At 70.1% G+C, this 23,651-nt stretch carries 14 protein-coding genes and 1 pseudogene; 9 read left to right on the top strand and 6 right to left on the bottom strand.

Annotated features, from left to right (window positions below; genetic code table 11):
- Positions 1-12: 12 nt before the first annotated feature.
- The gene (locus RPX00_RS41300; RefSeq protein WP_406633890.1) at positions 13-3,738 is read left to right on the top strand and encodes a CHAT domain-containing protein; all 3,726 of its coding nucleotides are present in this window, start codon (positions 13-15) and stop codon (positions 3,736-3,738) included.
- A 13-nt stretch (positions 3,739-3,751) separates the two neighbouring features.
- Positions 3,752-4,339: a hypothetical protein gene (locus tag RPX00_RS41295; RefSeq protein WP_406633888.1), complete on the top strand. Its 588-nt coding sequence runs from the start codon at positions 3,752-3,754 to the stop codon at positions 4,337-4,339.
- Here the strand turns inward: RPX00_RS41295 and RPX00_RS41290 are convergent.
- Complete coding sequence (locus RPX00_RS41290; protein ID WP_406633886.1) at positions 4,336-4,488, bottom strand: hypothetical protein; 153 nt, start codon at positions 4,486-4,488, stop codon at positions 4,336-4,338. The two genes, RPX00_RS41295 and RPX00_RS41290, sit on opposite strands and share 4 nt — an antisense overlap.
- Before the next feature lie 360 nt (positions 4,489-4,848).
- Between RPX00_RS41290 and RPX00_RS41285 the strand changes: the two are divergent.
- Positions 4,849-7,142, top strand: a pseudogene (locus tag RPX00_RS41285) (glycosyl hydrolase family 95 catalytic domain-containing protein).
- A gap of 16 nt (positions 7,143-7,158) precedes the next feature.
- Positions 7,159-9,447, top strand: a complete 2,289-nt coding sequence (locus tag RPX00_RS41280; protein WP_406633884.1) for a glycosyl hydrolase family 95 catalytic domain-containing protein — start codon at positions 7,159-7,161, stop codon at positions 9,445-9,447.
- 1 nt (position 9,448) lies between these two features.
- Here the strand turns inward: RPX00_RS41280 and RPX00_RS41275 are convergent, their stop codons facing one another.
- The 5 genes from RPX00_RS41275 to RPX00_RS41255 form a co-directional block, all read right to left on the bottom strand.
- The gene (locus tag RPX00_RS41275) at positions 9,449-11,176 is read right to left on the bottom strand and encodes an FAD-dependent oxidoreductase (protein ID WP_406633882.1); all 1,728 of its coding nucleotides are present in this window, start codon (positions 11,174-11,176) and stop codon (positions 9,449-9,451) included.
- Positions 11,176-13,089 carry a maleylacetate reductase and hydroxyquinol 1,2-dioxygenase domain-containing protein gene (locus RPX00_RS41270; RefSeq protein WP_406633880.1) on the bottom strand — a complete coding sequence of 638 codons (1,914 nt, stop codon included), beginning with the start codon at positions 13,087-13,089 and terminating at the stop codon, positions 11,176-11,178. Before RPX00_RS41270 ends, RPX00_RS41275 begins: the two co-directional genes overlap by 1 nt.
- Before the next feature lie 94 nt (positions 13,090-13,183).
- Entirely contained in the window at positions 13,184-14,065 is an 882-nt protein-coding gene (locus RPX00_RS41265; RefSeq protein ID WP_406633878.1) for a helix-turn-helix domain-containing protein, read from the bottom strand.
- Between the two features lie 381 nt (positions 14,066-14,446).
- Positions 14,447-15,271 (bottom strand): NAD-dependent epimerase/dehydratase family protein, encoded by an 825-nt coding sequence (locus RPX00_RS41260; protein ID WP_406633876.1) that lies wholly within the window; start codon positions 15,269-15,271, stop codon positions 14,447-14,449.
- A 49-nt stretch (positions 15,272-15,320) separates the two neighbouring features.
- The gene (locus RPX00_RS41255; RefSeq protein ID WP_406633874.1) at positions 15,321-16,124 is read right to left on the bottom strand and encodes an IclR family transcriptional regulator; all 804 of its coding nucleotides are present in this window, start codon (positions 16,122-16,124) and stop codon (positions 15,321-15,323) included.
- Positions 16,125-16,253: 129 nt separating this feature from the next.
- Here RPX00_RS41255 and RPX00_RS41250 point away from each other — a divergent pair, with 129 nt between their 5' ends.
- The 5 genes from RPX00_RS41250 (at position 16,254) to RPX00_RS41230 (ending at position 23,604) form a co-directional block, all read left to right on the top strand.
- A complete protein-coding gene (locus tag RPX00_RS41250; protein WP_406633872.1) occupies positions 16,254-17,186 on the top strand; it encodes a 5-dehydro-4-deoxyglucarate dehydratase in 933 nt (310 codons plus the stop codon).
- Positions 17,186-18,442 carry a glucarate dehydratase family protein gene (locus RPX00_RS41245; protein ID WP_406633870.1) on the top strand — a complete coding sequence of 419 codons (1,257 nt, stop codon included), beginning with the start codon at positions 17,186-17,188 and terminating at the stop codon, positions 18,440-18,442. The genes RPX00_RS41250 and RPX00_RS41245 overlap by 1 nt, the downstream gene beginning before the upstream one ends.
- Before the next feature lie 4 nt (positions 18,443-18,446).
- Entirely contained in the window at positions 18,447-19,619 is a 1,173-nt protein-coding gene (locus RPX00_RS41240) for a hypothetical protein (protein WP_406633868.1), read from the top strand.
- Positions 19,620-19,749: 130 nt separating this feature from the next.
- A complete protein-coding gene (locus RPX00_RS41235) occupies positions 19,750-21,204 on the top strand; it encodes an aldehyde dehydrogenase (NADP(+)) (RefSeq protein WP_406633866.1) in 1,455 nt (484 codons plus the stop codon).
- A gap of 78 nt (positions 21,205-21,282) precedes the next feature.
- Complete coding sequence (locus RPX00_RS41230) at positions 21,283-23,604, top strand: polysaccharide lyase 8 family protein (protein WP_406633864.1); 2,322 nt, start codon at positions 21,283-21,285, stop codon at positions 23,602-23,604.
- Positions 23,605-23,651 lie beyond the last annotated feature (47 nt).

The raw sequence follows: 23,651 nt of genomic DNA, 5'->3' as shown, positions 1-23,651 counted from the left end.
TTGGGGGAGCGTATGCGGGAATCGTTGGCAGCCTTGCACTTCCGTCTCGCCGCGTTCGACCGCGGCGACGTGTCGCCTGTCCTCGACGGGCAGGCGCTGAGCGAGGCCCAGCGGGTGCTGGACGGGCTCGGCACCGTCGGCGAGCAGGCGCAATGGGCCGCGGTGGCGGCGGTGGCGAGGCTGCACTGGGCCCGGTATCGCGCGGGGGCCGGCGACCACGACCTGCGGCTCGCGATCGGGTTGTTCGATTCACTGCAGCGGGTTGATCCGAGCCTGGTGCCCGGCGAGGTGCGCGAGTCGGGCGTGTTGCCGGACGGGCCGGAGATCTGGGCCCAGCAGGCGTCCGCGATGCTCGAACGCGCCCGTGACCGTGCCGATCCGCAGGCCCTCGACGAGCCGGTCCGCCTGCTGCGCGCCGCGGTCGCGGCCGGACATCCCGAGCGGGCGATCTGCCTGGCCGATCTCTCCGTCATGCTCCACGTGCGCTTCGGAAAGTCCCGCGAGACAACCGATCTGGACGCGTCCATCGCCGCTATCGAAGAGGCCCTCGCCGCTGGCGACCCCCTGTATGCCGTGCCCTTCCTCGACCGGCTGGGCCGGCTCCGGTTCGAACGGTTCGACCTGCTGGGCGAGGTGCCGGACATCGACGCCGCCGTCAGCGCGTTCACTTCCGCGGTCGAGGCCACGTTCTCCGACGACCCGGCCCTCGCTGACCGGCTGACCGGGTTGGGCACCGCCTTCGCCGCCCGGTACCGCAGGCTCGGCCGTCCCGCCGATGTCGACGCGGGGGTCGAGTGGTGCCGGCGCGCGGCCGAGCACGCCCCGCCCGGCCATCCGTCCTTCGCTGTCTGCCGCTCCCATCTCGGCATCGCGCTGGCGTTGCGCTACGCGGACCGCGGCGATCCGGCGGACCTGGACGCCGCGGTCGCGGCCGGTCAGGACGCGGTCGAGGCAGTGGCGGAGACCGACGCCGCCCGCCCGGCTTTCCTGCTGAATCTAGGTGACTGGGTGCGGCAGCGGTTCGAGCGCTCCGGGGAGCAGGCCGATCTCGACTTCGCGGTGTCGGTGCTGCGGGAGTCGGCGGCGACCGCGTATCCCGGCAGCCCGGAGCACGGGCGCGGTTTGGCCAACCTGGCCATCGCGTTGCGCACCCGGTACGACCGTCTCGGACGGCGATCCGACATCGACGACGCGATCGCCGCCGGGCGGCAGGCGCTCGCCGGAACGTCCGTCGACGATCCTGAGCTGCCGCGTCGGCTTTCCAGCCTGAGCGTCGCGCTGGTGGCCCGGTTCGAGCAGACGGGGGAACGGGCCGACTTGGACGACGCGGTCTCCGTCGGCCGGGCGGCGATCGAGTCCACTCCGCCGGACGACCGCGAACGGGCGTCCCGGCTCGACAGCCTGGCTTCGGCGTTGCTGACCCGCTTCGAACGGTTCGGGGACGAGGCTGACCTGGACACCGCGCTGGCGACCGTGAGAACCGCTGCGGACGGGTTTCCGGCAGGCAGCACCGGACGGCCTGCGGTACTACACAACCTCGGCTTGGCGGCGATGGCGCGCTTCGAACGCTACGGCGAACTGTCCGATGTGGACACCGCGGTCGCCGCCGCGCGGGAAGCGGTCGCGGGCGTCGCGGCGACCGACCACGAACGGCCGATCTACCTGACGCAGCTCGGCACTGTCCTGCGCACCCGGTCCGAACGGTTCAACCGGCCCGCCGATCTCGACTCGGCGTTCGACGCCGCGCGGGAGGCGGTCGAGACAGTGCCCGCCGAGCACGCCGACCGGCCGTTGTGCCTGGCGATGTACGCCTTGGTGGCGCGGGCCCGGTTCGACCGGTCGGGCGATCTCGCCGACCTCGACGCCGGAATCGCCGCGAATCGCCAGGCCCTCGAAGCACTTCCGGAGCAGCGCCCGAACTGGGCGATCTACTCGGCCAACCTCGGCTCCGCGCTGCGCGCCCGCTTCGACCGTTCCGGCGATCCCGCCGACCTGGACGACGCGGTCGAAGCGGCGCGGAACGCGACCGCGGCGGTTTCGCCCGATCATCCTTACCGGGCGCGATTCCGGCTCATCCTCGGCCGCGCGCTGCGCACCCGGTTCGAGACGTCCGGCGAGCCGGCGGACGCCGAAGCGGCGCTGGATTCCTACCGGGAAGCGAGCGCGGTGCTCGCCGCGCCGGTCGCGGTGCGGATGCAGGCAGGCCGGGAGCGGGCGGAACTGGCTGCCGCGCAAGGCCGATGGGCAGTGGCGGCCGAGGGATACACGCAGGTGGTGGAGCTGCTGCCGCTGCGGGCCTGGCTCGGCGCGAGCCGGCGCAGCCGGGAGCGGTGGCTGGCCGACTGGCGCGGTCTCGCCGCCGACGCGGCAGCGTGCGCGATCGCCGCGGGCCAGCCCGGCCGCGCGCTCGAACTGCTGGAAGCCGGTCGCGGCGTGCTGTGGTCGCAGGCGCTGGAAACCCGCTCCGATCTGACCGTGCTGCGCCAAGCGCATCCCGGCTTGGCGGCCAGGCTGGACGCGGTCCGCGCGGTGATGGAGGGGACCGGGGCCGACCTGTCGTCGGCGTTGCCCGCGCGGGAAGCCGACGCCCGGATGGCGGCGGCCCGCGACTGGAACGCGCTGCTCGGCGAAATCCGCACGCTGCCCGGGTTCGGCGACTTCGCCCGGCTTCCCTCCGCACGGCAGCTTCAAACGGCCGCGTCCGGGGGCACGGTCGTCGTGGTCAATGTGAGCAAATGGCGTTGCGACGCACTGCTGATCACCGAGTCCGCCATCGAGCCGCTGCCCCTGCCCAGCCTCACCGAGGACGAGGTGGCTGCGCGAGTGGGCGCCTACCTCGACGCGCTGCACGAACCCGACGCGGGCGGGGCCGCGACGGAAGAGACGATCACCCGCACCCTCGGCTGGCTCTGGGAGACGATCGCCCGGCCAGTCCTGCGCGCGCTCGGCCACGTTCCCTCGGAGAACGGGCCGCGGCTGTGGTGGTGCCCGACCGGCGCGCTGACGCTGGTGCCGCTGCACGCTGCCGGACAGCACAGCGAACCGGGCGAGAGCGTGCTCGATCACGTCGTCTCGTCGTACACGCCGAGCCTGCGCGCGCTGTCCGCGGCCCGGTCCCGTCCGGCCGAGGAGGGCAAACTGCTGCTCGTCGCCTTGGCGGAGACGCCCGGTGCCGAACCGCTGCCCGGAGCCGAGCAGGAACTCGAGCACCTGAGCGGGCTGATCGAGCCCGACCGCCGCACCGTGCTCGCGGGCAGCGCCGCCACACGGACCGCCATTCTCGACCAGCTCGGCGCCCACACCTGGGTGCACGCGGCGTGCCACGGCTATCAGGACCTAGCCGATCCGGCGACCGGCGGCCTGCTTCCGTACAACTGGCGCACCGCGGGCTTGGTCCAGGTGCTCGACTTGGCTGCGGCCCGGCACGGCGGCGGCGAGTTCGTGTTCCTCTCCGCGTGCAAGAGCGCCGTCGGCGGGATCGCGATGCTCGACGAGGCGATCACGCTGACCGCGGCGCTGCACCACGCCGGATGGCGGCACGTCGTCGGCACCCTCTGGTCAGTCTGGGACACCGCGGCCGCCGACATCTCCCGGGACACGTACGCCCGGCTGGCCGCGGGCGGCAGCCTCGACCCGTCCGCCGCGGCGGAAGCCCTGCACCATGCCGTGCGCGGGTTTCGGCAGCGCAACCGCCGGAGGCCGAGCGGCTGGGCTCCTTTCGTGCACGTCGGACCTTGAGGAAGGCGGGACTGTGGAGAATTTCCCCGAGGCGGACGCGGCGATCGCGGCGGCCACTGAGCTTCCGGACAGCGACCAGGACCAGATCGAGGACGACTTCGCGGACGTGTCGCCGCGCTGGGGCTGTGCGGAGATCATCGTGCTGGACGCGGCGGACGCCCGTGCGCTGCTTCGCGCCGTGCTGTCCAGCGACGCGGCGGAGGGCTTCAGCCGGTCCAGCGTGACCACCAGCGCCTTCGACGTGCAGCTCACCACACACGGTGCCGAGACGTTCCGGCCGTACCGGATCGTGAAGCGCGAGGACGGCCAGTTCTCCTTGTACGGGCATGCTTCGCTCTACCGGGCCAGGGATGCGAGCGGCGGGGACTCGTCCGCACTGACCGAGCAGCTGATCGCGATCGGCCGCGCGGAGGGCGTGCTGCTGGCGGAGCGGGGGTCGGAACTGCGGGAGCGGGTCAAGTCGATCGGCTCGGCGCTGAACAAGGCCGGCGGCGCGCCGCTGATGCTGCGCGCGCACGCGACGGTCCGGCAGGCGCTGGGGCCGGGACTCGCCCAGGAACTGGAAGTTTCCTGGGACGGCGTCGGCGGCTGGCTCGGCTAGCGGGTGTTTTCGCTGGCGGCGGGAAGCGCGGAATCCGGTTCCTCGCTCTCGGCGCGAATCTCCTTGAGGATGAGCAGCGCGCCAATTCTGAGCACCGCGTTGGAATAGGGCGACAGCGAGCTTAAAACCGGTGCCAGATTCGATCTCATGGTCGAGGTGACGTTCGCATCTGTCGGAACCAGGACCTGATGACCGGGTTGCTTCGGTCGAAGATCTGGCCGTTCAGGCGATTGACGAACTCTTCGACCGCCTTCTCGACGCGCGGCGCGCCTTGCCCGACATCGGGATGCTATCCGTCAAGTGATGGCTGGAGACTCCGCCTGCGCGACCGGCGGGCTCGTCGCCGCCGTGAGGTCACATACGTGAACGCGGGCCAGTCAGATCCCAGCCATCGGATGTCTGTGCGGCTTTCCGGGTGAACAACTCTGGCTTTTGCCTGCTCCGTCTGGATATATTCCGCTCACCTCGCGTCAACGAGCGCGAAACGTAATATGAATCCGGAGGGCGTCATGGTCGGGGTGTCGCGGCGGACGGTGCTTCGATCGGTGTCCGTCGCCGCTGGGGCGGCGGCGTTCGGCGGGCTGTGGGCGCAGGGGCGCCGCCGGGGCTGGCCAGCCAGCGCAGTCCGCATCGGGACGTCGCCATGGACGCGCGGATGCGGTGGCGGCGGTTGCCGAAGAACTGGCAGGAAGCGCCGTTCCTGGCCAACGGCTACCTCGGCGTGCAGGCCTACGCCGGGGAACAGCCGCAGGTGCTCAAGTTCATGCTCAGCCACACCCAGGTCCAGGACCAGCGGATTCAGTGGGAAGCGGGGATCGGGCTGTCGCGGTTGCCGATCGGCGCGATCACGCTCGCCTTCGCGGGGGCGATCACCGGGGTCGACTGGACGCTGGACCTGTACAACGCCGAACTCGGCGGCACGATCACCACCACGCGCGGGCAGGTCGCGTTCTCCGCCGTGGTGCACAACGATCTTGGCGTACTGCTCGTCTCGCTGGATCCGAGTGCGGGCGAAGCCGGAGCGGCATGGGATTTCGCGCCGCTGGTGTCGGCGACGACTCGCACGGTGCGCAAGCCGCCGGAGTACACCGCGAATCCGGAACCTGAGCGGGCCAACGGGTATTGCGCGCAACCGTTGCTCGCCGGCGGCGGGTACACGACGGCGTGGCGGGAGAAGCGGGTCGGGACGAAGCGGTTGTTCGCGGCGGCGGTCGCGTACTCGTTCCCGCGTTCCACGCACACCCGCGACGCCGTGTCGCTGGTCGGGCGGACGCTCGCGATGAGCCCGGATCTGCTGCTCGCCCGGCATCGCCGCTGGTGGAACGGCTTCCATCAGCGCAGTTTCGTCTCCGTGCCGGACAAGCGGGTCCAGAGCTTCTACTGGATCCAGCTGTACAAGATCGCCTCGGCGACCCGCGCCGACGGCCCGGTGACCGCCGAATGGGGGCCGTGGTTCCCGGAGGTCGGCAACAGCTGGACCGCGGTGTGGTGGAACCTGAACGTCCAGGTGACGTATCCGATCGTGAACAGCACCAACCATCCCGAGCTGGACGCGGTCACCGAGACGTTCCGCCGCGACCACGCGAACCTGGAGGTGTCGGTTCCGCCTGCTTATCGGGACGGCGACACATACGCGCTGTCGCATCCGGGGGACTGGCGGCTGCGGCCGGGCGGCGTCCGGACGGTCGGGGTTCCGGGGACGACGTCCAAAACGGACCAAACCGGGAACCTGTTGTGGGGCTTGCACAATGTGTGGCTCGCGTACAGGCATCACCTCGACCAGTCGGTGCTGCGCGACGTGCTGTATCCGACGCTGGCGAAGGCGCTCAACTTCTACCGCCACTTCCTCTTCACCGGCCCCGACGGGCGGTTGCATCTGCCGCTCACACGGTCGCCGGAGTACGCCGACGCGGCCGACTGCACCTATGACCTTTCGCTGATCCGCTGGGCCGCGACCACGCTGGTCGACTCGGCGCGGATCCTGCGGCTCAACGAACCGCGCGTGCCGATGTGGCAGGAGATCGCGACGAAACTCGTTCCGTACCACGAGGATCCGGCCGACGGGGTGCTGATTGGCGACGGTGTCCCGCTCGCCGCTTCGCACCGGCACTTCTCGCATCTGCTCTGGCTGTATCCGCTGCGCGAGCGGAACTGGGAACGGCCAGCCGACCGGGACGTCATGACGCGCACGTTCCGGCATTGGGCGGCGGACCAGTCGGCCTGGCACGGCTACAGCTACGCGGCCGCGTCGTCGATGAACTCGGTGATGGACCAGCCCGAGGAAGCGTTGCGGTACTTGAAGTTCTTCCTCGACCGGAACGTCGTCGCGGACACCGAGCTGACCGCGAACACGATGTACCGGGAGGGCTCGAACTTCGCCATCGAAAGCCCGATCACCGCCGCACAGTCCGTTGTGGACATGCTGCTGCAGGGTTCCGGGGGAGTGGTGAAGGCGTTCCCGTCGGTGTCGGCGCAGTGGCCGGACGCGTCGATCGCGGGGTTGCGCACCGAGGGCGCGTTCCTGGTGGACGCGTCGCGGCGGCGGGGAGCGACGGAATTCGTCCGGGTGCACAGCGAAGCCGGCGCGCCGTTGGTGCTGGACCACGGGATCGACGGGGACATCGACGTGCGTGATCAATGGGGGCGGTGGTTGCCTTGGCGGCCGGTCGGGCCGCGACGGATCTCGCTGGCGTTGCGGCGGGGCAGCACGGTCACGGTCACCCCGCGCGGTGCCCGGCCGGACTTCGGGCCACGTGACGTTCCTTCGCTCGGCAGCGTTCCGGCGTGGGGTTTGCCTGACTAGAAGGAGGTTGGCGGACATGGACATCTCGCGCCGGACAGTGCTCGGCGGCGCGCTCGCCGGGATCGCCGCCGGAGCAGTCGGACTGTCTTCGGCCGGGGCCGCGGAGCTGGGCGGGGACGGTGTCGACTGGGCGGAGTTCCTGGCGACGGCGGACCTGCGCTGGCGGCGGATGCCGAAGACCTGGTACGAGGGACCGTTCCTGGGCAACGGTTTCCTCGGGTCCGGGATCTACGCCGAACCCGGCCGCAACGCGGTGCGGTTCAACGTCCAGCACAGCCAGGTGCAGGACCACCGGCCGCAGTTCGGGTCGCTGTTCGGCCTCGCCCGGCTGCCGATCGGGTACTTCACGCTCGAACCGGTCGGCGCGATCACCGGTCTCGACTGGCGGCTCGACGTCTGGAACGCCGAACTCACCGGCACGATCACCACCGCGGCGGGCAGTCTCGAGCTGCGCGCGATCGTCCACACTGGACAGCCGCTGCTGGCGGTGGAGGTGCGGCCGTCCGAGGGCGAACGCGGGTTCCAGTGGGTGTTCCATCCCGCGAAGGCGGTAAGCCCGCGGGCCGACCCAGCGTGGAACAAGCAGCCGCCGGCCGGGTACGTGGAGAATCCGCCAGTGCAGCTTCAGCAGGCTGGCGACGCACATCTCGCGGTGCAGCCGTTGCTGGCCGGCGGTGAGCACGTGACGGCATGGCGCGAGGTCACGCGGGGCAGCGCGCGGACGTTGTACACGTCGGTCGCGTGGTCGCATCCGGAGAAGACCTCAGTGGCCCGGGCCTTGCACACGGTGCGGCGGGCGACCGCGCTGGACGTGCTGACCTGGGATCACCGACGCTGGTGGCACGACTATTACCGGCGCAGCTTCCTGTCCATTCCGGACACTCGGCTGCAGAGCTTCTACTGGATCCAGCTGTATAAGGTCGCGTCGGCCGCGCGCCGGGAAGCGCCGGTGATGGCGACTTCCGGGCCGTGGCTGGAAAACACGCCGTGGCCCGCGACGTGGTGGAACCTCAACGTGCAGCTGGAGTACTGGCTCATCCAGGGTTCCAACCACCTCGAACTCGACGCGGTCAGCTACGCGCTCGGCAAGTACCGCGACCGGCTCACCAGCCAGGTCGCCAAGCCGTACCAGGACGATTCCGCGGGCATCCCGCGCACCACCGACATGACGCTGCTCAACGGCCTCGCCGACTCGACCAGCGGCTACCCGGTCGGCATCCCCGGCAAGGACACGCCGACGCCCGAGGTCGGCAACCTGACCTGGGCGCTGCACAACGTCTGGCTGACCTACCGGCACACCATGGACCGGCGCCTGCTGCGCGACACCCTGTTCCCGTTGCTGCGCAAGGCAATCAACTACTACCTCCATTTCCTCGCCCCGGGCCCGGACGGACGGCTGCATCTCCCGGCGACCTTCTCGCCCGAGTACGGCGTGAACGCGCCGGACACCAACTACGACCTCGCGCTGATCCGCTGGGGCTGCAAGACGTTGCTGGACACCGCGCGCGAGCTGCGCATCGCCGATCCGCTGGCGGGGAAGTGGCAGCAGGTGCTCGCCACCCTCACCGATTATCCGGCGGACGAGAACGGCTACATGATCGGTGCGGGCGTCCCGTTCGCGAAATCGCACCGGCATTACTCGCATCTGCTGCAGATCTACCCGCTTTACGAGATCACCTGGGAACAGCCGGAGCATCGCAAGATCATCGAAACCTCGCTCAACCACTGGGTCGGCTTCGAGGGAGCGTTGCAAGGCTACACGTTCACCGGAGCCGCGTCGATCTCCGCGCAGATGCTGCGCGGCGAGAAGGCCGCGTATTACCTCGGCGAACTGCAAAAGCGTTATATCCAGCCGAACACAATGTACAAGGAATCCGGGCCGGTCATCGAAACGCCGTTGTCGGCGGCGAAATCCATGCAGGACATGCTGGTGCAGAGCTGGGGCGGCGTGCTCCGGCTGTTCCCGGCGGTACCGGCCGCGTGGGGCGACATCGCGCTGCGCGACTTCCGGACCGAAGGCGCGTTCTTGCTCAGCGCTTCCCGTGCTGGTGGGAAAACGCGCTGGCTCAAGGTACATAGCGAAGCGGGCGCGCCGTGTGTGCTGCGGCCGGGGATCGACGGCGATCTGACGGTGACGGACGCGCATGGTCGTCCGCGGCGGTGGCGGCGGTTGGCGAACGGTGATGTCCAGGTCGATCTCGGACGCGGTCAGGACGCGTATGTTTACCGCCGTGGTGACCGGCCGGACTTTACGGTCCGGCCGGTGGCGCCGGGCGGGGCGAGCGATCCGTGGGGGATGCCGTGAGCTAACGGTCGAGGAGGCGGTGGAGTGCTTCCGTCAGCCCGGTTCCGGCGGCGGCGTGTCGCCAGGCGACGTAGCCGTCCGGCCGGATCAGGAGGCAGCCGTCTTCCTCGATGCCGCTGATGCGTGCCCAGTCGCCGTAGGAGTCGCGGGCCTCGGGCGAACCGATGGTGACCACCCTTAGGTCCAGCCCGAGGTCCGCACCGGCTTTCTCGGCGGCTTCGCGCCAGGCACCAGTAAGTCCAGTGAGGACAGTCCACCGGCCGTGGCCGACTAGGTCCAGTGTGGACACTCGGCGGCCGTGCGGGCCGACGAGCCAGACGTGCGGCAGTTTCGCGCCCGGCGTCGTCGTCGGCCGGTGGTACAGCTCGAGATCCCTTGCGGCGTCTGGTTCTACGCCGTCCGGCAGCACTGCGGCCGAGACATAACGCTGGTCCATTTCGACGCCGTGCGCGTTGAATTCGTAGTTCTTCAGCTCGATGGCTTCCCGCAACCGCTTCCGCCGCAGTGTTCCGTCCTCAGTGGCCGCAGTGCAGGCAGCGAGACCGGCAGTGATGGCGTCCGAATCGCTGTCTCCGTCGATGCCGAGTGCGGCGAAGATCGGCCCGAACTGGTCGCGGCTGAGGTTCGCCCGGTCCACGATCTGCTTGCCGACGGGCGCGCGCTCGGCGCTGTAGCTGTCGAGAAGTCCTTCGCCCGCCTCGCCGCGGACGACCATCGCGAGCTTCCACGCCAGGTTGTACGCGTCCTGCACCGACGTGTTGGACCCGAGCCCGTTGGACGGCGGATGCCGGTGCACCGCGTCGCCCGCGCAGAAAACGCGGCCGGACGAGTACTGCGTGGCGTAGCTGTGGTTGACCGTCCACAGTGAAGTCGAGGTGATCTCCACCGGCAGGTCCGGGTCGCCGACGAGGTCCCGCACGATCCGCGTAGCCTCTTCGCCGTCCACTTCGGGCGGTGGCTGCGCGATGTCGTACCCCCAGGTCAGCAGCCATTCATTCCACGGCCGGACCATCCGCACCAGGCCCATCCCGATGCCGCCGAGGTGCGCACCCGGCCGCATCACCCAGTACAGCACGCTCGGCCGGTGCGCGACGTACTCGGAAAGATCGGCGGTGAAGGTGATGTTCATGCTGCCGGCTTTGCCGGACTGGCCGTCGATCGGCAGCCCGGCCTGTTCTGCGACGCGGCTTCGGGCACCGTCCGCGCCGATCAGGTAGCGGGCGCGGAGCGTGAACTCGTCGCCGCGGACCCGGTCGCGCAGCCGCGCGGTGACGCCGTCGGCGTCCTGGGTGAAGTCGAGGAATTCCGTGTCCAGGCGGAGTTTCGCCCCGCGAGCGGCGGCGTTCGTGGCGAGGATCGGTTCCAGGTAGGTCTGCGGCAGGTCGATCATGTGGCACGGGCTCGCCGAGGCGTACTCGGTGGCCGAGCGGTCCGCGGTGCCCCAGCTGGCGATCCGGCCGATCTCGTCGCCGGTGAGCGACGTGCAGAGCACGGTGTCGCCCATCAGCTCCGGGGGAGTGCCTTGCGCGAGCGCCTGGTCTTCGATGCCGAGGTCGCGCAGGACTTCCATGGTCCGCTGATTGGTGATGTGCGCGCGAGGCGTGTGCGCCATCCAGCTGTACTTGGTCGCGAGCACGGTGCGGACGCCGTAGGTCGCGAGCAGCAGCGCGGCCGAACCGCCCGCCGGGCCGCTGCCGACCACGAGGACATCGGTGTCATAGCTGGTCATTAGCGGTTCCCGGGGGAGATGCGGAAGGTGAAATCGAGGCGGCGCCAGGGTTCGCGCCCGTCCGGCGCGGGGCCGGTCTGCTCGGCGAAGTCGACGATCAGGCCGTCCTTCACGCCGAAGACGGTGTCCGAGTCGAGGTAATCGCCGCCGCGCACGAACAGCTGGGTCACGAGCGTGCGGTAGCCCGGTTTGGCGATCATGAAGTGCACGTGCGGCGCGCGGTACGGATGTCGTTCGGTGGCCGCCAGCATGCCGCCGACCGGGCCGTCGTCCGGGATCGGGTACGCCGAGGGCACGATCGTCCAGAACCGCAGCCGTCCTTCGGCGTCGGTGCGGAACCGGGCGCGCAGCACCGGACCGTCCACATCGGGCAGCTGGACGTCGTAGAAGCCGTCCTCATTGGACTGCCACACGTCCACTACCGCGTCCGGCACCGGGGTTCCGTCCGGTTCGGTCACCTGGACATCGGTCCACAGTGGAGTGCCCGGCAACCCTTCGGCGAGATTCGCGCCCTGCTCGGTTTCCGGCGGTCCCTCCACATAGAACGGTCCCAGTACGGCCGACGGCGTGGTGTCCGGCGTGCGTGAGTTCGTAAGCACATCGACCACGCTCGAAACGCCGAGGGTGTCCGACAGCAGGATGAACTCCTGCCGCGTGTCCGAGCTGATTTGCCCGGTACGAGTAAGGAAGCCGATCGCGTACTCCCACTCCTCCTGAGTGAGATCGGTGCGCACGACGTACGCATGCAGCGTGCGGACCAACTCGGACAGCAGTTCGCGCAACCGAGGATCGGGCGTGCTGGCGAAGCTGTCCACGACCTCCTGGGTGAGCCCGCGCAGGTCCGGCGGCGTGCCTTCCGCCGGGGCCGGGCGGGTGCCGGACCACGCGTGCCGCAGCAGGTCTTCGATGCCGTCGCGGGTGAGTTCGCGAGGATTCGGGTACGGCGCGGCAGTGGCCAGCTCGGCGGCCTTGGCGAGATCGCCCTCCGCGAGACCGATTTCGGCCAGCGAATGCGGCACCGGGAGACCGGCGACCAGATCGAACACCGCGGTCGGCGCGTCCGGCGCACCGAGCGCGTCGGCGATCCGCCGCATCGCCTCCGGGGCGTTCGGCGCGTTGTACGCCATGGCGTGCGGGAGGACGATCGTGTGCGTTTCCGCGTGCGGCAAGCCGAAACTGCCGCCGAGAGTGTGACAGAGCTTGTGGTGCAGGCCCATGCCGACCGAACCGAGGCACGAACCGGACAGCCACGCGGCGCGCAACGCGTCCGTCCGGGCGTCCACATCGGACGGATCCGCGGCGATCCTCGGCAGCGCACCGGCGAGCAGCCGGATCGCTTCCAGCGCGAACTGGTCGACGATCGGGTTGGCCTGCGCCGAATACAGCGCCTCGACCGCGTGCGCCATCGCGTTGACACCGCTGGTCAGCGAGGTCGGCACGGGCAGGCCCAAGGTGAGGTCGACGTCGTAGACGACCACCTCGGGCAGCACCTTCGGCGAGGACTGGACGGTCTTGCGGCCGTTCTCGGTCTGGCCGACCGCCGACGTCATCTCGGACCCGGCGTACGTCGTCGGCACGATGATCTGCGGGATATCGGTACGCAGCGCGAGCGCCTTGGCCAGCCCGGTCGCGGACCCGCCGCCGATCGCGACCACGCAGTCCACGGAATGCTCGGTGACCAGCGCGAGCGCGCGTTCGGTGACCTCGACCGGGGTGTGCATGGTCGGCTCGCCGAAGCGGGCAGCGAGCAGCGGGCCGAGCGCCTCCGCGGTCTGGTCGGCCGCCTTGGCCGCGGACTTTCCGGCCACCAGAAGCACCCGGCGCGCACCGAGCCGCTGCACCTCGTCGGGGACGACGGAGAGCGTGCCGCGGCCGAACACGACCCGGGCCGGGTTGGCGGTGTAGGTGAACATCGACGGTCCTTCCACGCGGGTACGTCGAGTATCCGGGCACCACGGGGCGAGCGCCTGCACAGACGTGCTGCGCAGGCTGCACGAAACGCGCGCGTCAGCCGTCCCGGCGAAGCGCGGCAGGCGTGGTGCCCAGGTGGGCGCGCAGGACCCGAGTGAGGTGTTCCTGATGGGAGAACCCGCAGCGCACAGCGATGTCCGCGATCGGTTCGGTGCCGGTGCGCAGCAGCAACCCGGCTTGATCGACGCGCAGCCGCAGCAGGTACCGGTGCGGCGGCAGCCCGGTCCGCGCCTTGAACCGCCGGGCGAACCGGCTGACGCTCAACCCGGCCGCCGCGGCCAGCTCGGCCAGCCCGAGCGGTTCGGCGAGCCGTTCGTCCATCAGCTCGCGCACCTGGGCGAACTGCCGGTCAGTCAGCGCCTCCGCAGGCCTCGCCGCCGCCGGAGCGCTCCGGCCAGCTCGATGCTGACGCGCGAGCTGCGCGGCGACGAGCATGCTGAGCTGATCCGCGTAGGCGCGAGCGCCGGGCTCCCACTCCCGCACGACGCTGTCGAGCGCGAGCACCAGTTGCTCCAGCAGAGGATCGATACTGCCGAGTTCGTCGGCCAGCCGCACCGGTGCGTCCGAACCGGCGGCCTCCTGCACCGCCGAATCGGGCAGGTAGACGTGCAGCGTGTCCAGTTCGCCGCCGAGTTCCACCGACAGTTCCTGGTGCGAGGGCTGGAGAAAGAGCCCGCCCGCCGGGATCCGGCGGCTGCGCTCGCCGGGCGACCCGACCCCGCGGCGGACCGTGACCGGACCGGCGAGATGCAGGATCAGCTGATGCGTGCGGGCGGGCCCGAACTCCGCGCGGTAGGGCCGTTCGCGCTGTTTGGACAGGTAGATCCGGTCCCAGCCGAGGCCCGCGCTGGTGCGTTCCGGGCGGATCCAGGGCAGGGAAAGGATGCCGTTGGTGTCGGCAGGCCCCAGCTCGCCCACGGCGTCCTCCTCTTCGAGGGTTCCGTGGGCGAGGGTACCTCTCGTGCCGCGAACTTCAGTGCTGCTCTTGCCGGGGCTAGCGCGGATGGCGGGATTGTCATCTGGGCGGTCCCAGCCTGCCAGCCGTCCACAAAGGACGCGAATCTCGGCGAAATGCCCGGTTTATGTCCGCATGACCGTGTTGGTCGGTCTGTGAGGGGTCCCCTGCGGGAATCAGATTCCCTCAGAGGACCCCTCACAGACGGCAAACTCCGCTGCAGGCGCTCGCGCTAGTCCGGACGGAGCCGCGCTGGCATGCCTCAATCGCACCCGCGACGACGGCTTAAGTCCCGGATGCCGGAATCTGATTCCCTCGGGGAGGCCCTCGCGGACCTGTGCCCCTCAGAGCGGGTTGAACACTCCCAGCGGCGCCGTGCAGAACGGCCCGCCCAGGTACTCCGCGGCCGCACCAGTCGGCGCAGGCTTGTCGGCCAGTTGCTCGGCGTAGACCTCGGCGTTGTCGTGGGACTTGTAGCCCAGCGCCTCGGCCTCGGCGAGCGAGTAGACGCGGCGGGTGTTGTCCGAGACGCCCCAGATCATCCGGTAGCCCGGCGACGGCGCGCTCAAGCACGCCTCGAACAGCCGTGCGCCGTCGTCCGGCGACAGCCACGTGGACAGCCCGCGCGGGCCGAGCGGCAGCGGCGTCTCGAAGCACGAGCCGATGCGGATGACGATCACGTCCATGTCGAAGCGCGACGCGTACAGGCTGCCCAGCGCTTCGATCGCAGCTTTGCTTACGCCGTAATAAGTGTCTGGCCGGGTGCTGGAGTCGGCCGGGTGGCCGTTCTCGCCTGCCTCGTCGTTCCGGCGGAAGCCGACGGCGTGGTTGCTCGACGCGAGCACGACCCGGCGGATCCCGGCTTCGCGGGCGGCTTCGAGGACGGTGTGGGTGCCGTTGATGTTGACGTCGAGCGTGGCGTCCCACGACGCTTCGCGGCTGAGCCCGCCCAGGTGGATCAGCGCGTCCGCGCCCGCGCAGGCCGCGGCCATCGCCTCGGGGTCGGTGACCGAGCCGGTCACGATCTCGACCGCTTCGCCGTCCTCGGCGGCGGGCTGCTCGGCGAGGTCGAGCAGGCGCAGCACCCGGCCGGGACGGCGCAGCCGCGGCCGCATCAGGGTGCCGACGACGCCGGCCGATCCGGTGATCAGCACACGCTGGTCTGGCATGGATTTCCTCTCACGAAAGCCCGCGAGCGGGCGACACGGACGGCGGCGGTCAGCGGATTCCGGCCCGGCGCAGCTGCTGGCCAAGCTCGGCGGTGGTTTCGGCCAGCAGCTCGCCGACGCGTTCGACGTCGGCGTCGGTGACCTTGCCCAGCGGCATCGAGCAGCTCATCGCGTCGGTGCCGGGAATGCGGTACGGGATCACCGCGGCCACGCAGCGCACGCCGAGGGTGCCCTCTTCGATCTCGGCGGCGTACCCGCGTTCCCGGGTGCGCGCGAGGTCGGCGTGCAGCGCGTCGAGCGTGGTGATGGTGTTCGGGGTGAGCGCGACCAGCTCTTCCGGCATCAGCGCCTCGACCTCTTCGTGGGTCAGCTCGGCGAGCAGGGCCTTGCCCAGCGCGGTCGCGTGCGTCGGCAGGGTGCGCCCGACGCGCGAGATCAGGTGCGTGGAGTGCTGCGACTCGCGCGTCTCCAGGTACACGACCTCGGTGCCGTTGCGGCGCGCGAAATGCGCGGTGAAGCCGGTCTTCTCGCGGATGCGCTCTAAAGCTTCGGTGGCGTAGGGGACGATCGCGTCGCGGTCGAGGTACGCGGTGCCGCAGATCAGCGCGCGCACGCCGAGCCGGTAGCGCGCGGAGTTCGCGTCGGCCTCCAGCCAGCCCGCGTCCAGCAGGGTGCGCAGCAGTCCGTGCAGACTGGAGCGAGGGAACCCGGTGCGCGCATGGAGATCCGACAGCGACAGCCACACGTCGTTCGCGGCGAACGTCTCGATCAGGTCGATGGCGCGCCGCGCCGACTTCACGCCCGCCGACTCCGCGGGAGCGGGAGCGGCGGCGGGGTCTGTCTTCTGCGCCATGCGCGTCCTCCAACCGGGCCGTTGACTTGTGAGTCCGGCCATATTAGCGTCCCGAACAGCGTTCTTGTGGGTGAACATAGTCACGATAACAGACTCCATTCAAGAATGTGAACATTGGAGCAGAAACTGATGGCACAGACCGAGATCGAGCTGGACGGCTTGCTGGCGTTCCCGCTCACCCCCTTCACCGAAGCCCTCGAGATCAACCTCGACGGGTTCGCGGAGAACGTGGAGAGCCACATCGCCGCCGGTGCGGGCGCGCTGTTCGTCGCGTGCGGCACCGGGGAGTTCAGCTCGCTGTCGGTCGACGAGGTCGCCGCGCTGCTGGCGAAGGCGCGTGAGGTCGCTGGTGGGCGAGTGCCGGTGTGGGTCGGCGCGGGCGGCGGCGCCGCGGGTGCGCGCGCGGGTGTCGCGGCCGCGCAGGCGGGGAACGCTGACGGCGTGTTGCTACTTCCGCCGTACCTGGTCACCGGGCCGCAGGACGGCCTGGTCGACTACGTGCGCTACGCGATCGGCGACACCTCCGTGCCGGTGATCGTCTACCACCGCAGCACGGGCGTCTTCACCGCGCCGGCCGCGGCGAAGCTGCTGGACATCCCGTCGGTGGTCGGGATCAAGGACGGCTACGGCGACGTCGAGGCGATGACCCGGATCGTCACCACGATCCGCGCGCTCGGCACGCAGCGGTCCGCGGACTTCTTGTTCTTCAACGGTTTGCCGACCGCCGAGGTGTCCGCGAAGGCGTACGCGGCGGCTGGCGTCGCGCGCTACTCCTCGGCGGTGCACTGCTTCGCGCCGGAGATCGCGCACCGCTTCCACCGCGCGCTCGCGGAGGAAGACAACGCGACGATGGACGCGCTGCTCGCCGGGTTCTACCTGCCGCTGGTGGCCTTGCGCGACGAGACGCCCGGCTTCGCGGTGTCGCTGGTGAAGGCCGCCGCCCGGTTGCGCGGCGACAAGGTCGGCAGCGTCCGGCCGCCGCTGATCGAGCCGACGCCCGAGCAGATCGACCGGCTGGGCAAGGTCGTCGAAAACGGTTTCGCCACGCTGAAAGGCCTCTGATGAAAATCCGGGACGTGGTGCTGACCCCGGTCGCCTTCGCGGACCCGCCGCTGCTCAACGTGATGGGCGTGCACGAGCCGTTCGCGTTGCGCAGCGTGGTCCAAGTGGTGTGCGACGACGGCGTGGTCGGCCTCGGCGAGTCGTACGGCGACGCGGCGTTCCTCGGCGAGGTGCGCAAGGTGCTGCCGGAACTGGCCGGACACGACGTGTTCGACCTGCCGGGCCTCAAGCGGATCGTCGCGCGCACGCTCGCCGGCACGGTGCTGACCGACGAGCACGGGCTGATCGGCGGGTTCTCCATCCGCAAGACGATCGCCAGCGTGTACTCGCTGTTCGAAGTCGCCTGCCTGGACGCGCAAGGGCACTTCCTCGGCCGTCCGGTCGCGGACCTGCTCGGCGGGAAGGCTCGCGACGCCGTCGACTTCTCCGCGTACTTGTTCTACAAGTACGGTGCGCACATCGGTGCCGAAGAAGACAGCTGGGGCGACATCCTGACGCCGGAAGCACTGGTCGGCTCGGCGAAGCGGATGGTCGACGAGTACGGGTTCCGCTCGATCAAGCTCAAGGGTGGGGTTTTCGCGCCCGAGCAGGAGATCGAGGGCATTCGCGCGCTGGCCGAAGCGTTCCCCGGGCACCCGCTGCGCATCGACCCGAACGCGGCGTGGACGCCCGAGACGAGCATCCGCGTGGCTGCCGAACTCGACGGCGTGCTGGAGTATCTGGAAGACCCGACGCCGGGCATCGAGGGCATGGCACGCGTTGCGGGCGAGGCGAGCATGCCGTTGGCCACCAACATGTGCGTGGTGAATTTCGGCGACCTCGAGCCGGCGTTCCGGGCGCGCGCGATCGGCGTGCTGCTGTCCGACCACCACTTCTGGGGCGGGATGCGCGACACCCAGGCGCTGTCGGTGGCCTGCGAAAGCTTCGGCGTCGGACTGTCCATGCACTCCAACAGCCACCTCGGCATCAGCCTCGCCGCGATGGTGCACGTCGCGGCGGCGACCCCGCACCTGACGTATGCCTGCGACACGCACTGGCCGTGGAAGACTGCCGACGTGATCGAGCCGGGCGTGCTGAATTTCGTCGAAGGAGCGGTGGCGGTGCCGGACCGGCCCGGGCTCGGGATCACGCTGGACCAGGACGCGCTCGCCAGGGCGCACGAGGACTATGTCCGATGTGGACTGACCAAACGGGACGATGTGACGTACATGCGCAAGTACACGCCCGGCTTCGAGCCGAACACGGCGAGGTGGTGAGCCGGTGAAGGTGACCGGATACGCGTATCCGTGGGACGTGCTCGGCGAAACGGCGTTCGTCGAGCGGGTGCAGGATCTCGGTGTCGACGAGGTCGCGGTGGCCTTGGCCTACCACAGCGCAAGGGCCGCGACGCCGTGGTCGACGGACCGAACGTCGGTGGTCGCGCGGACCGCCGCGCTCTACCGGCCGGTGCGCGCGGAGGCGTGGGCAGGCCGCGATCTCGTGCCGGCGACGCCGGACTGGGTTTCGGAGGAGGACAGCGGCGGCGACGCGGTCCGGCGGCTCAACGAGGCCGGAATCCCGGCCGCCGCGTGGATCGTGCTCACGCACAACTCGCAGCTGGGCACCGAATTCCCGCAGTACGCCGTGCGCAACTGCTTCGGCGAGACGTACCCGTGGGCGCTGTGCCCGGCGCAGCCCGCGGTGCGCGAGTACGCGGCGACGCTGACGGCGGAATCCGTTGCCGGGCTGAAGCTTTCGTCGGTGCTGCTGGAGGCGTGCGGTCCGCTTGGCGGGGTGCATCAGCATCAGCACGAGAAGACCGACGGGGTATGGGCCCCGGCTACAGCGCGGCTGTTGTCGATCTGCTGCTGCGACGCATGTGCGGACGGCTGGACCGGCCTCGACCCCGCGGACGTTCGGGAAACTTTGCGCGCTGAGGTGCAGCGGCTGATCGCGACCGCGGATTTGTCGGTGGTCGAGGATAGACTTCCGGCTGAGTTGAAAGAGAAATTGCTTTCCGGACGGCAGCAGGCGACCGACGCGTTGCGCGCCGCGGTTCTGGCGGTGCTGGAACCGGGCACGCGGATCGTGCTGCACGGCGCGCTCGACCCGTGGGTCACCGGCGCACTGCCCGGTCTGACCCCGACGGCAGCCGACGACGCCGAGACGGTGGTGCTGCAGAACTGGGCCCCGGGCCAGGGCAGCGTCGACGCGGTGACGGCCGCGCGACGGGCGTTGCCGGAACGAGTCGCGATCGGCAGCTACATCACAGCGGTCGCGGCGAGCGCGGTGCCGGACATCGAGGCGTACGTGGCCGAGCTGGCCAAGGCCGGCGCGACCGAACTGCACCTGTACCACTTGGGCCTCGCCGGGCCTGCACGCTGGCCGGACTTGCACGCTGCCACGGCCGCTGCGCACTCGGCGGTGGTGAAGCTGACGGAGGGGGTTCGTTGAGTCGCGGAACTTCCGTTGGGGAATGGGAGGGTGTGTTGGTGGTGGCTGGTCGGCCGTTTGCTGAGCGGGCGAGCTGGCTGCCTGCCGCCGCGCACTCGGCACCAGTGAACTTGTTTGACGAGGAGATCCATTGAGCCGCGAAACTTCCGCCCCCGAACTGGAAAGCGTGCTGGCCGCAGCCGCGGCGGCCGCCCGGCCGTTCGCCGAGAGCACCCCGGCCGAGCGGGCGAGCTGGCTGGCCGCCGCCGCGGACGCGCTCGACGCCGCCGCTGAAGAGCTGATCCCGTTGGCGCACCAGGAAACCCATCTCCCCGCCGCGCCGCGGTTGAAGGGCGAACTCGCGCGCACGACGTTCCAGCTGCGGCTGTTCGGCGAAGTGCTGCGGGACGGCGAATTCCTGGGCGCGACCGTCGACCACGCCGATCCGGACTGGCCGATGGGCGCGCGGCCGGACCTGCGCCGGGTGCTCGTGCCGATCGGGCCGGTGCTGGTGTTCGCCGCGAGCAACTTCCCGTTCGCGTTCAGCGTCGCGGGCGGCGACACCGCGTCCGCGCTGGCCGCTGGCTGTCCGGTGGTGCTCAAGGCGCACCCGGGCCACGAAGGGCTTTCGACGCGGACCGGCGAGATCGTCGCGCGGGCGTTGACCGCCGCGGGTGCGCCGGAGGGGGCGTTCGCGGTGATCCACGGGGTCGAACAGGGCGTCACGGCGCTCAAGGACCCGCGGATTTCCGCCGCCGCGTTCACCGGTTCCGTGCCGGGCGGGCGCGCGTTGTTCGACATCGCGGTCTCGCGGCCGACGCCGATTCCGTTCTACGGCGAGCTGGGCAGCGTCAACCCGGTCGTCGTCACGCCGGGTGCGGTGGCCGCGCGCGGCGAGGCGGTGGCGAAGGGTTACGCGGGGTCGTTCAGCCTCGGCGCGGGCCAGTTCTGCACCAAGCCGGGTCTGCTGTTCCTGCCCGAAGGCCACGGTTTGGCCGACACTCTGCGCGAGGCGGTCGGCGCGGTGGCTCAGCAGGAGATGCTGAACGACCGCATCGCGGCCGGGTTCGCGCGTAAGCTGGCGGACCTGCGCGCGGTGTCGGGCGTCGAGTCAGTGGTGGAAGGCGCGCAGGACGGCGACGCGTTCACGCCTTCGCTGCTGGCGACCACCGCGAAGGAGTTCCTGGCCGGCGGCGAGGCCGTGCGCGAGGAGCACTTCGGCCCGGCGTCGCTGATCGTCACCTACTCGGACCAGGCCGAGCTGATCGAGGTGCTGGACAGCCTCGAACCCGGCCTCACCGCGACGGTGCAGGGCGAGGAGGGAGACGCCGACTTCGTGCGTCCGCTGCTGCCTTCCCTCACCCGCCTGGCCGGACGGCTGCTGTGGAACGACTGGCCGACCGGCGTCACGGTCAGCTGGGCGCAGCAGCACGGCGGCCCGTACCCGGCGACGACCGCGCCGACCACGACCTCGGTCGGCACCGCCGCCATCGAACGCTTCCTGCGCCCGGTGGCGTGGCAGAGCTTCCCGGACGCGCTGCTGCCGGAGGCCCTGCAGGAGGCGAACCCGTGGCAGCTGCCGCGCCGTGTCGACGGAGCGCGCTGAGCAGATCCCCTCGTGAGTGGCAATCCCAGTTCTAGCCGGGATTGCCACTCACGACCAACCCCACTGGGAGGCACCGTCATGCCCGTGAACCGCAGAACCGCTTTGCGTGGCGGTGCCATCGCCGCCGCACTCGTCGCCACTGCGCGCCCAGCCTTCGCCGCGCCTTCATCACGGGCCTCGGCTGATCCGTTGAAGGCCATCGTGGCTGGCTACCGCGAGCTGCAGACGGGCATCAACCGTCCGTCGCCGGAACGCACGGCCGCGCTGAAGAACCTCGGCCGGGTCGCGAAGTCGTACTACGACAGCATGACAGTCTCCGGGAACGGTCCACTGTGGACTGACCTCCCGCTCGGCCCGGGCAGCGACTACACCACGTCGATGTATGCCCGGCTGCGCGCGATCGCGGTCGACTGGGGCACGCCGGGCGGCACGCTGTCGGGCGATCCGAAGGTGCTCGACGGGATCAAGAAGGCGCTGGAGCTGATCTACGCCAGCCAGTACAACCCGCAGGTCGGCGAGATCGGCAACTGGTACACCTACGAGATCGGCGTGCCGTACTACCTGCTGCACACCCTCGTCACGGTCGCGGACCAGCTGACCGCCGAGGAGCTGGCGCGGTACGTCAGCCCGGTCAAGCGGTTCGTCGGCAACCCGAATCTGCGCGCGAACAACCCGAAGATCGTCGAAACCGGTGCGAACCGCGCGGACAAGGCGCTGATCTCGATCGTGTCCGGCGCGCTCACCGGCGACACCGCGTGGATCCGCACCGGCATCGACGCGATCACCGACGTCGCTGGCGGGGGAGCGGCGAGCGTCCTGGCGAAGCTGAACCGCGCGGCGGGCGACGGTTTCCACGCCGACGGCTCGTTCATCCAGCACGACACCATTCCCTACCCCGGGCACTACGGCATCGTCCTGCTGACCGCGCTCGCCGGGACGATCCACGTCACCGAAGGCACCGAGTACGCGCTGCCGGACGACCTCAAGCAGCAGGTATACGCGCTGGTCGGCGACACGTTCGCGCCGTTCGTCTACGCGGGCGCGCTGATGGAGCCGGTGCGCGGGCGGATGCTGTCGCGCCAGGGCGAAACGGCGCACGACATCGGACACCAGCTGACGGTCGCGACTCTGGTCCTCGCGCGGTCGGCGACCGGCTCGGCGAAGTCCGAGCTGTCCGGGCTCGCCGCCAAGTGGATCAAGGAAGGCACGTACGCGCCGTTCCTGGAGATCCCCGACCCCGAGCGGTTCGCGCCGGGCCCGGACCTCGTCGCGACGCCGGGCATCGAGTTCGCCCAGGAGATGCTGGCCGGCCGGGTGCGGCCCGCGCCGATCGTCGCGACGCACCGGATCTTCGGCCAGCAGGACCGGATGGTGCACGTGACCGAGGGCTGGTCCGCGTCGCTCGGCGTGGGCTCCACGCGGATCTCGCGCTACGAGTCGATCAACGGGATGAACCTGCACGGCTGGCACGTCGGCGACGGCGTCCTGTACCTGTTCCTTCCCAACGCGAAAGGCCACTACTCGGACGCCTATTGGCCGACCGTCGATCCGGCTTTGTTGCCTGGCACCACCTCGAAGGCAGGTCCGCCGGGGCCGCTGGCGGGCACGCCGTTGACGACGAAGGCGCATGTCGGCGGGGTTCGCTGGGATGCCCGGCATGGTGCATACGCGATGGATTTCGTGTCCGAAGACGGTTCTTTATCAGCGAAAAAGTCGTGGTTCTTCACTCCGGCGGGGATTGTCTGTCTCGGCGCGGGGATCACCGACACGTCCGGGCAGGCGGTCCGGACGACGATCGAAAACCGCAACCTCGGCGAAAACGGACGCGGCACGCTGCTGGCCGACGCACGCATCGTCGGCGATTCGGCCACGCTGCACCGGCCGCGCTGGCTGCACCTCGACCACGTCGGCGGGTATGTCTTGCTCGACAACGCCGAGGTCACCGCGTTGCGCGAAGACCGGACCGGCGCGTGGCGCGACGTCGACACCGGTGCCAACACGAAGGGCACCACGACGCCGAACACGCGGCGGTACCAGAAACTGGTGATAGAGCACGGCGCGAAGCCTGTGGACGCGAAGTACGCGTACGCGGTTCTGCCTGGCGCGTCGGTGGTGGGGACAGTCGCTTCGGTGCTCGCGTGGCGCGTTCGGGCCAATACGGCGGATGTCCAGGCCTTGCGGCTGTGGGATAACACACTGCTGGCAAACTTCTACAGTGCGGGTACCGTAGACGAGGTATCCGTCTCAGGACCGGCTTCGGTGGCGCTCGGCCGGAACAGCCTCGCTGTTTCCGACCCGACGCAGCGGCAGGACAGCGTCCGCGTGACGGTGCGGCGGCGCACTGTGGAGGTTCCGCTCAAGGACACCTTCGGCGCCACCAAGATCGTTCCCCTGCGGTGAGCACGGTTTTCCCCGCCGGGCCGGTGGTTCCCGGCCTGGCCCGGCGG

The organism is Amycolatopsis sp. WGS_07, assembly GCF_045278895.1.
In the GTDB taxonomy this organism is placed as follows: Bacteria; Actinomycetota; Actinomycetes; order Mycobacteriales; family Pseudonocardiaceae; genus Amycolatopsis.
This window is presented reverse-complemented; position numbering and strand designations above follow the sequence as displayed.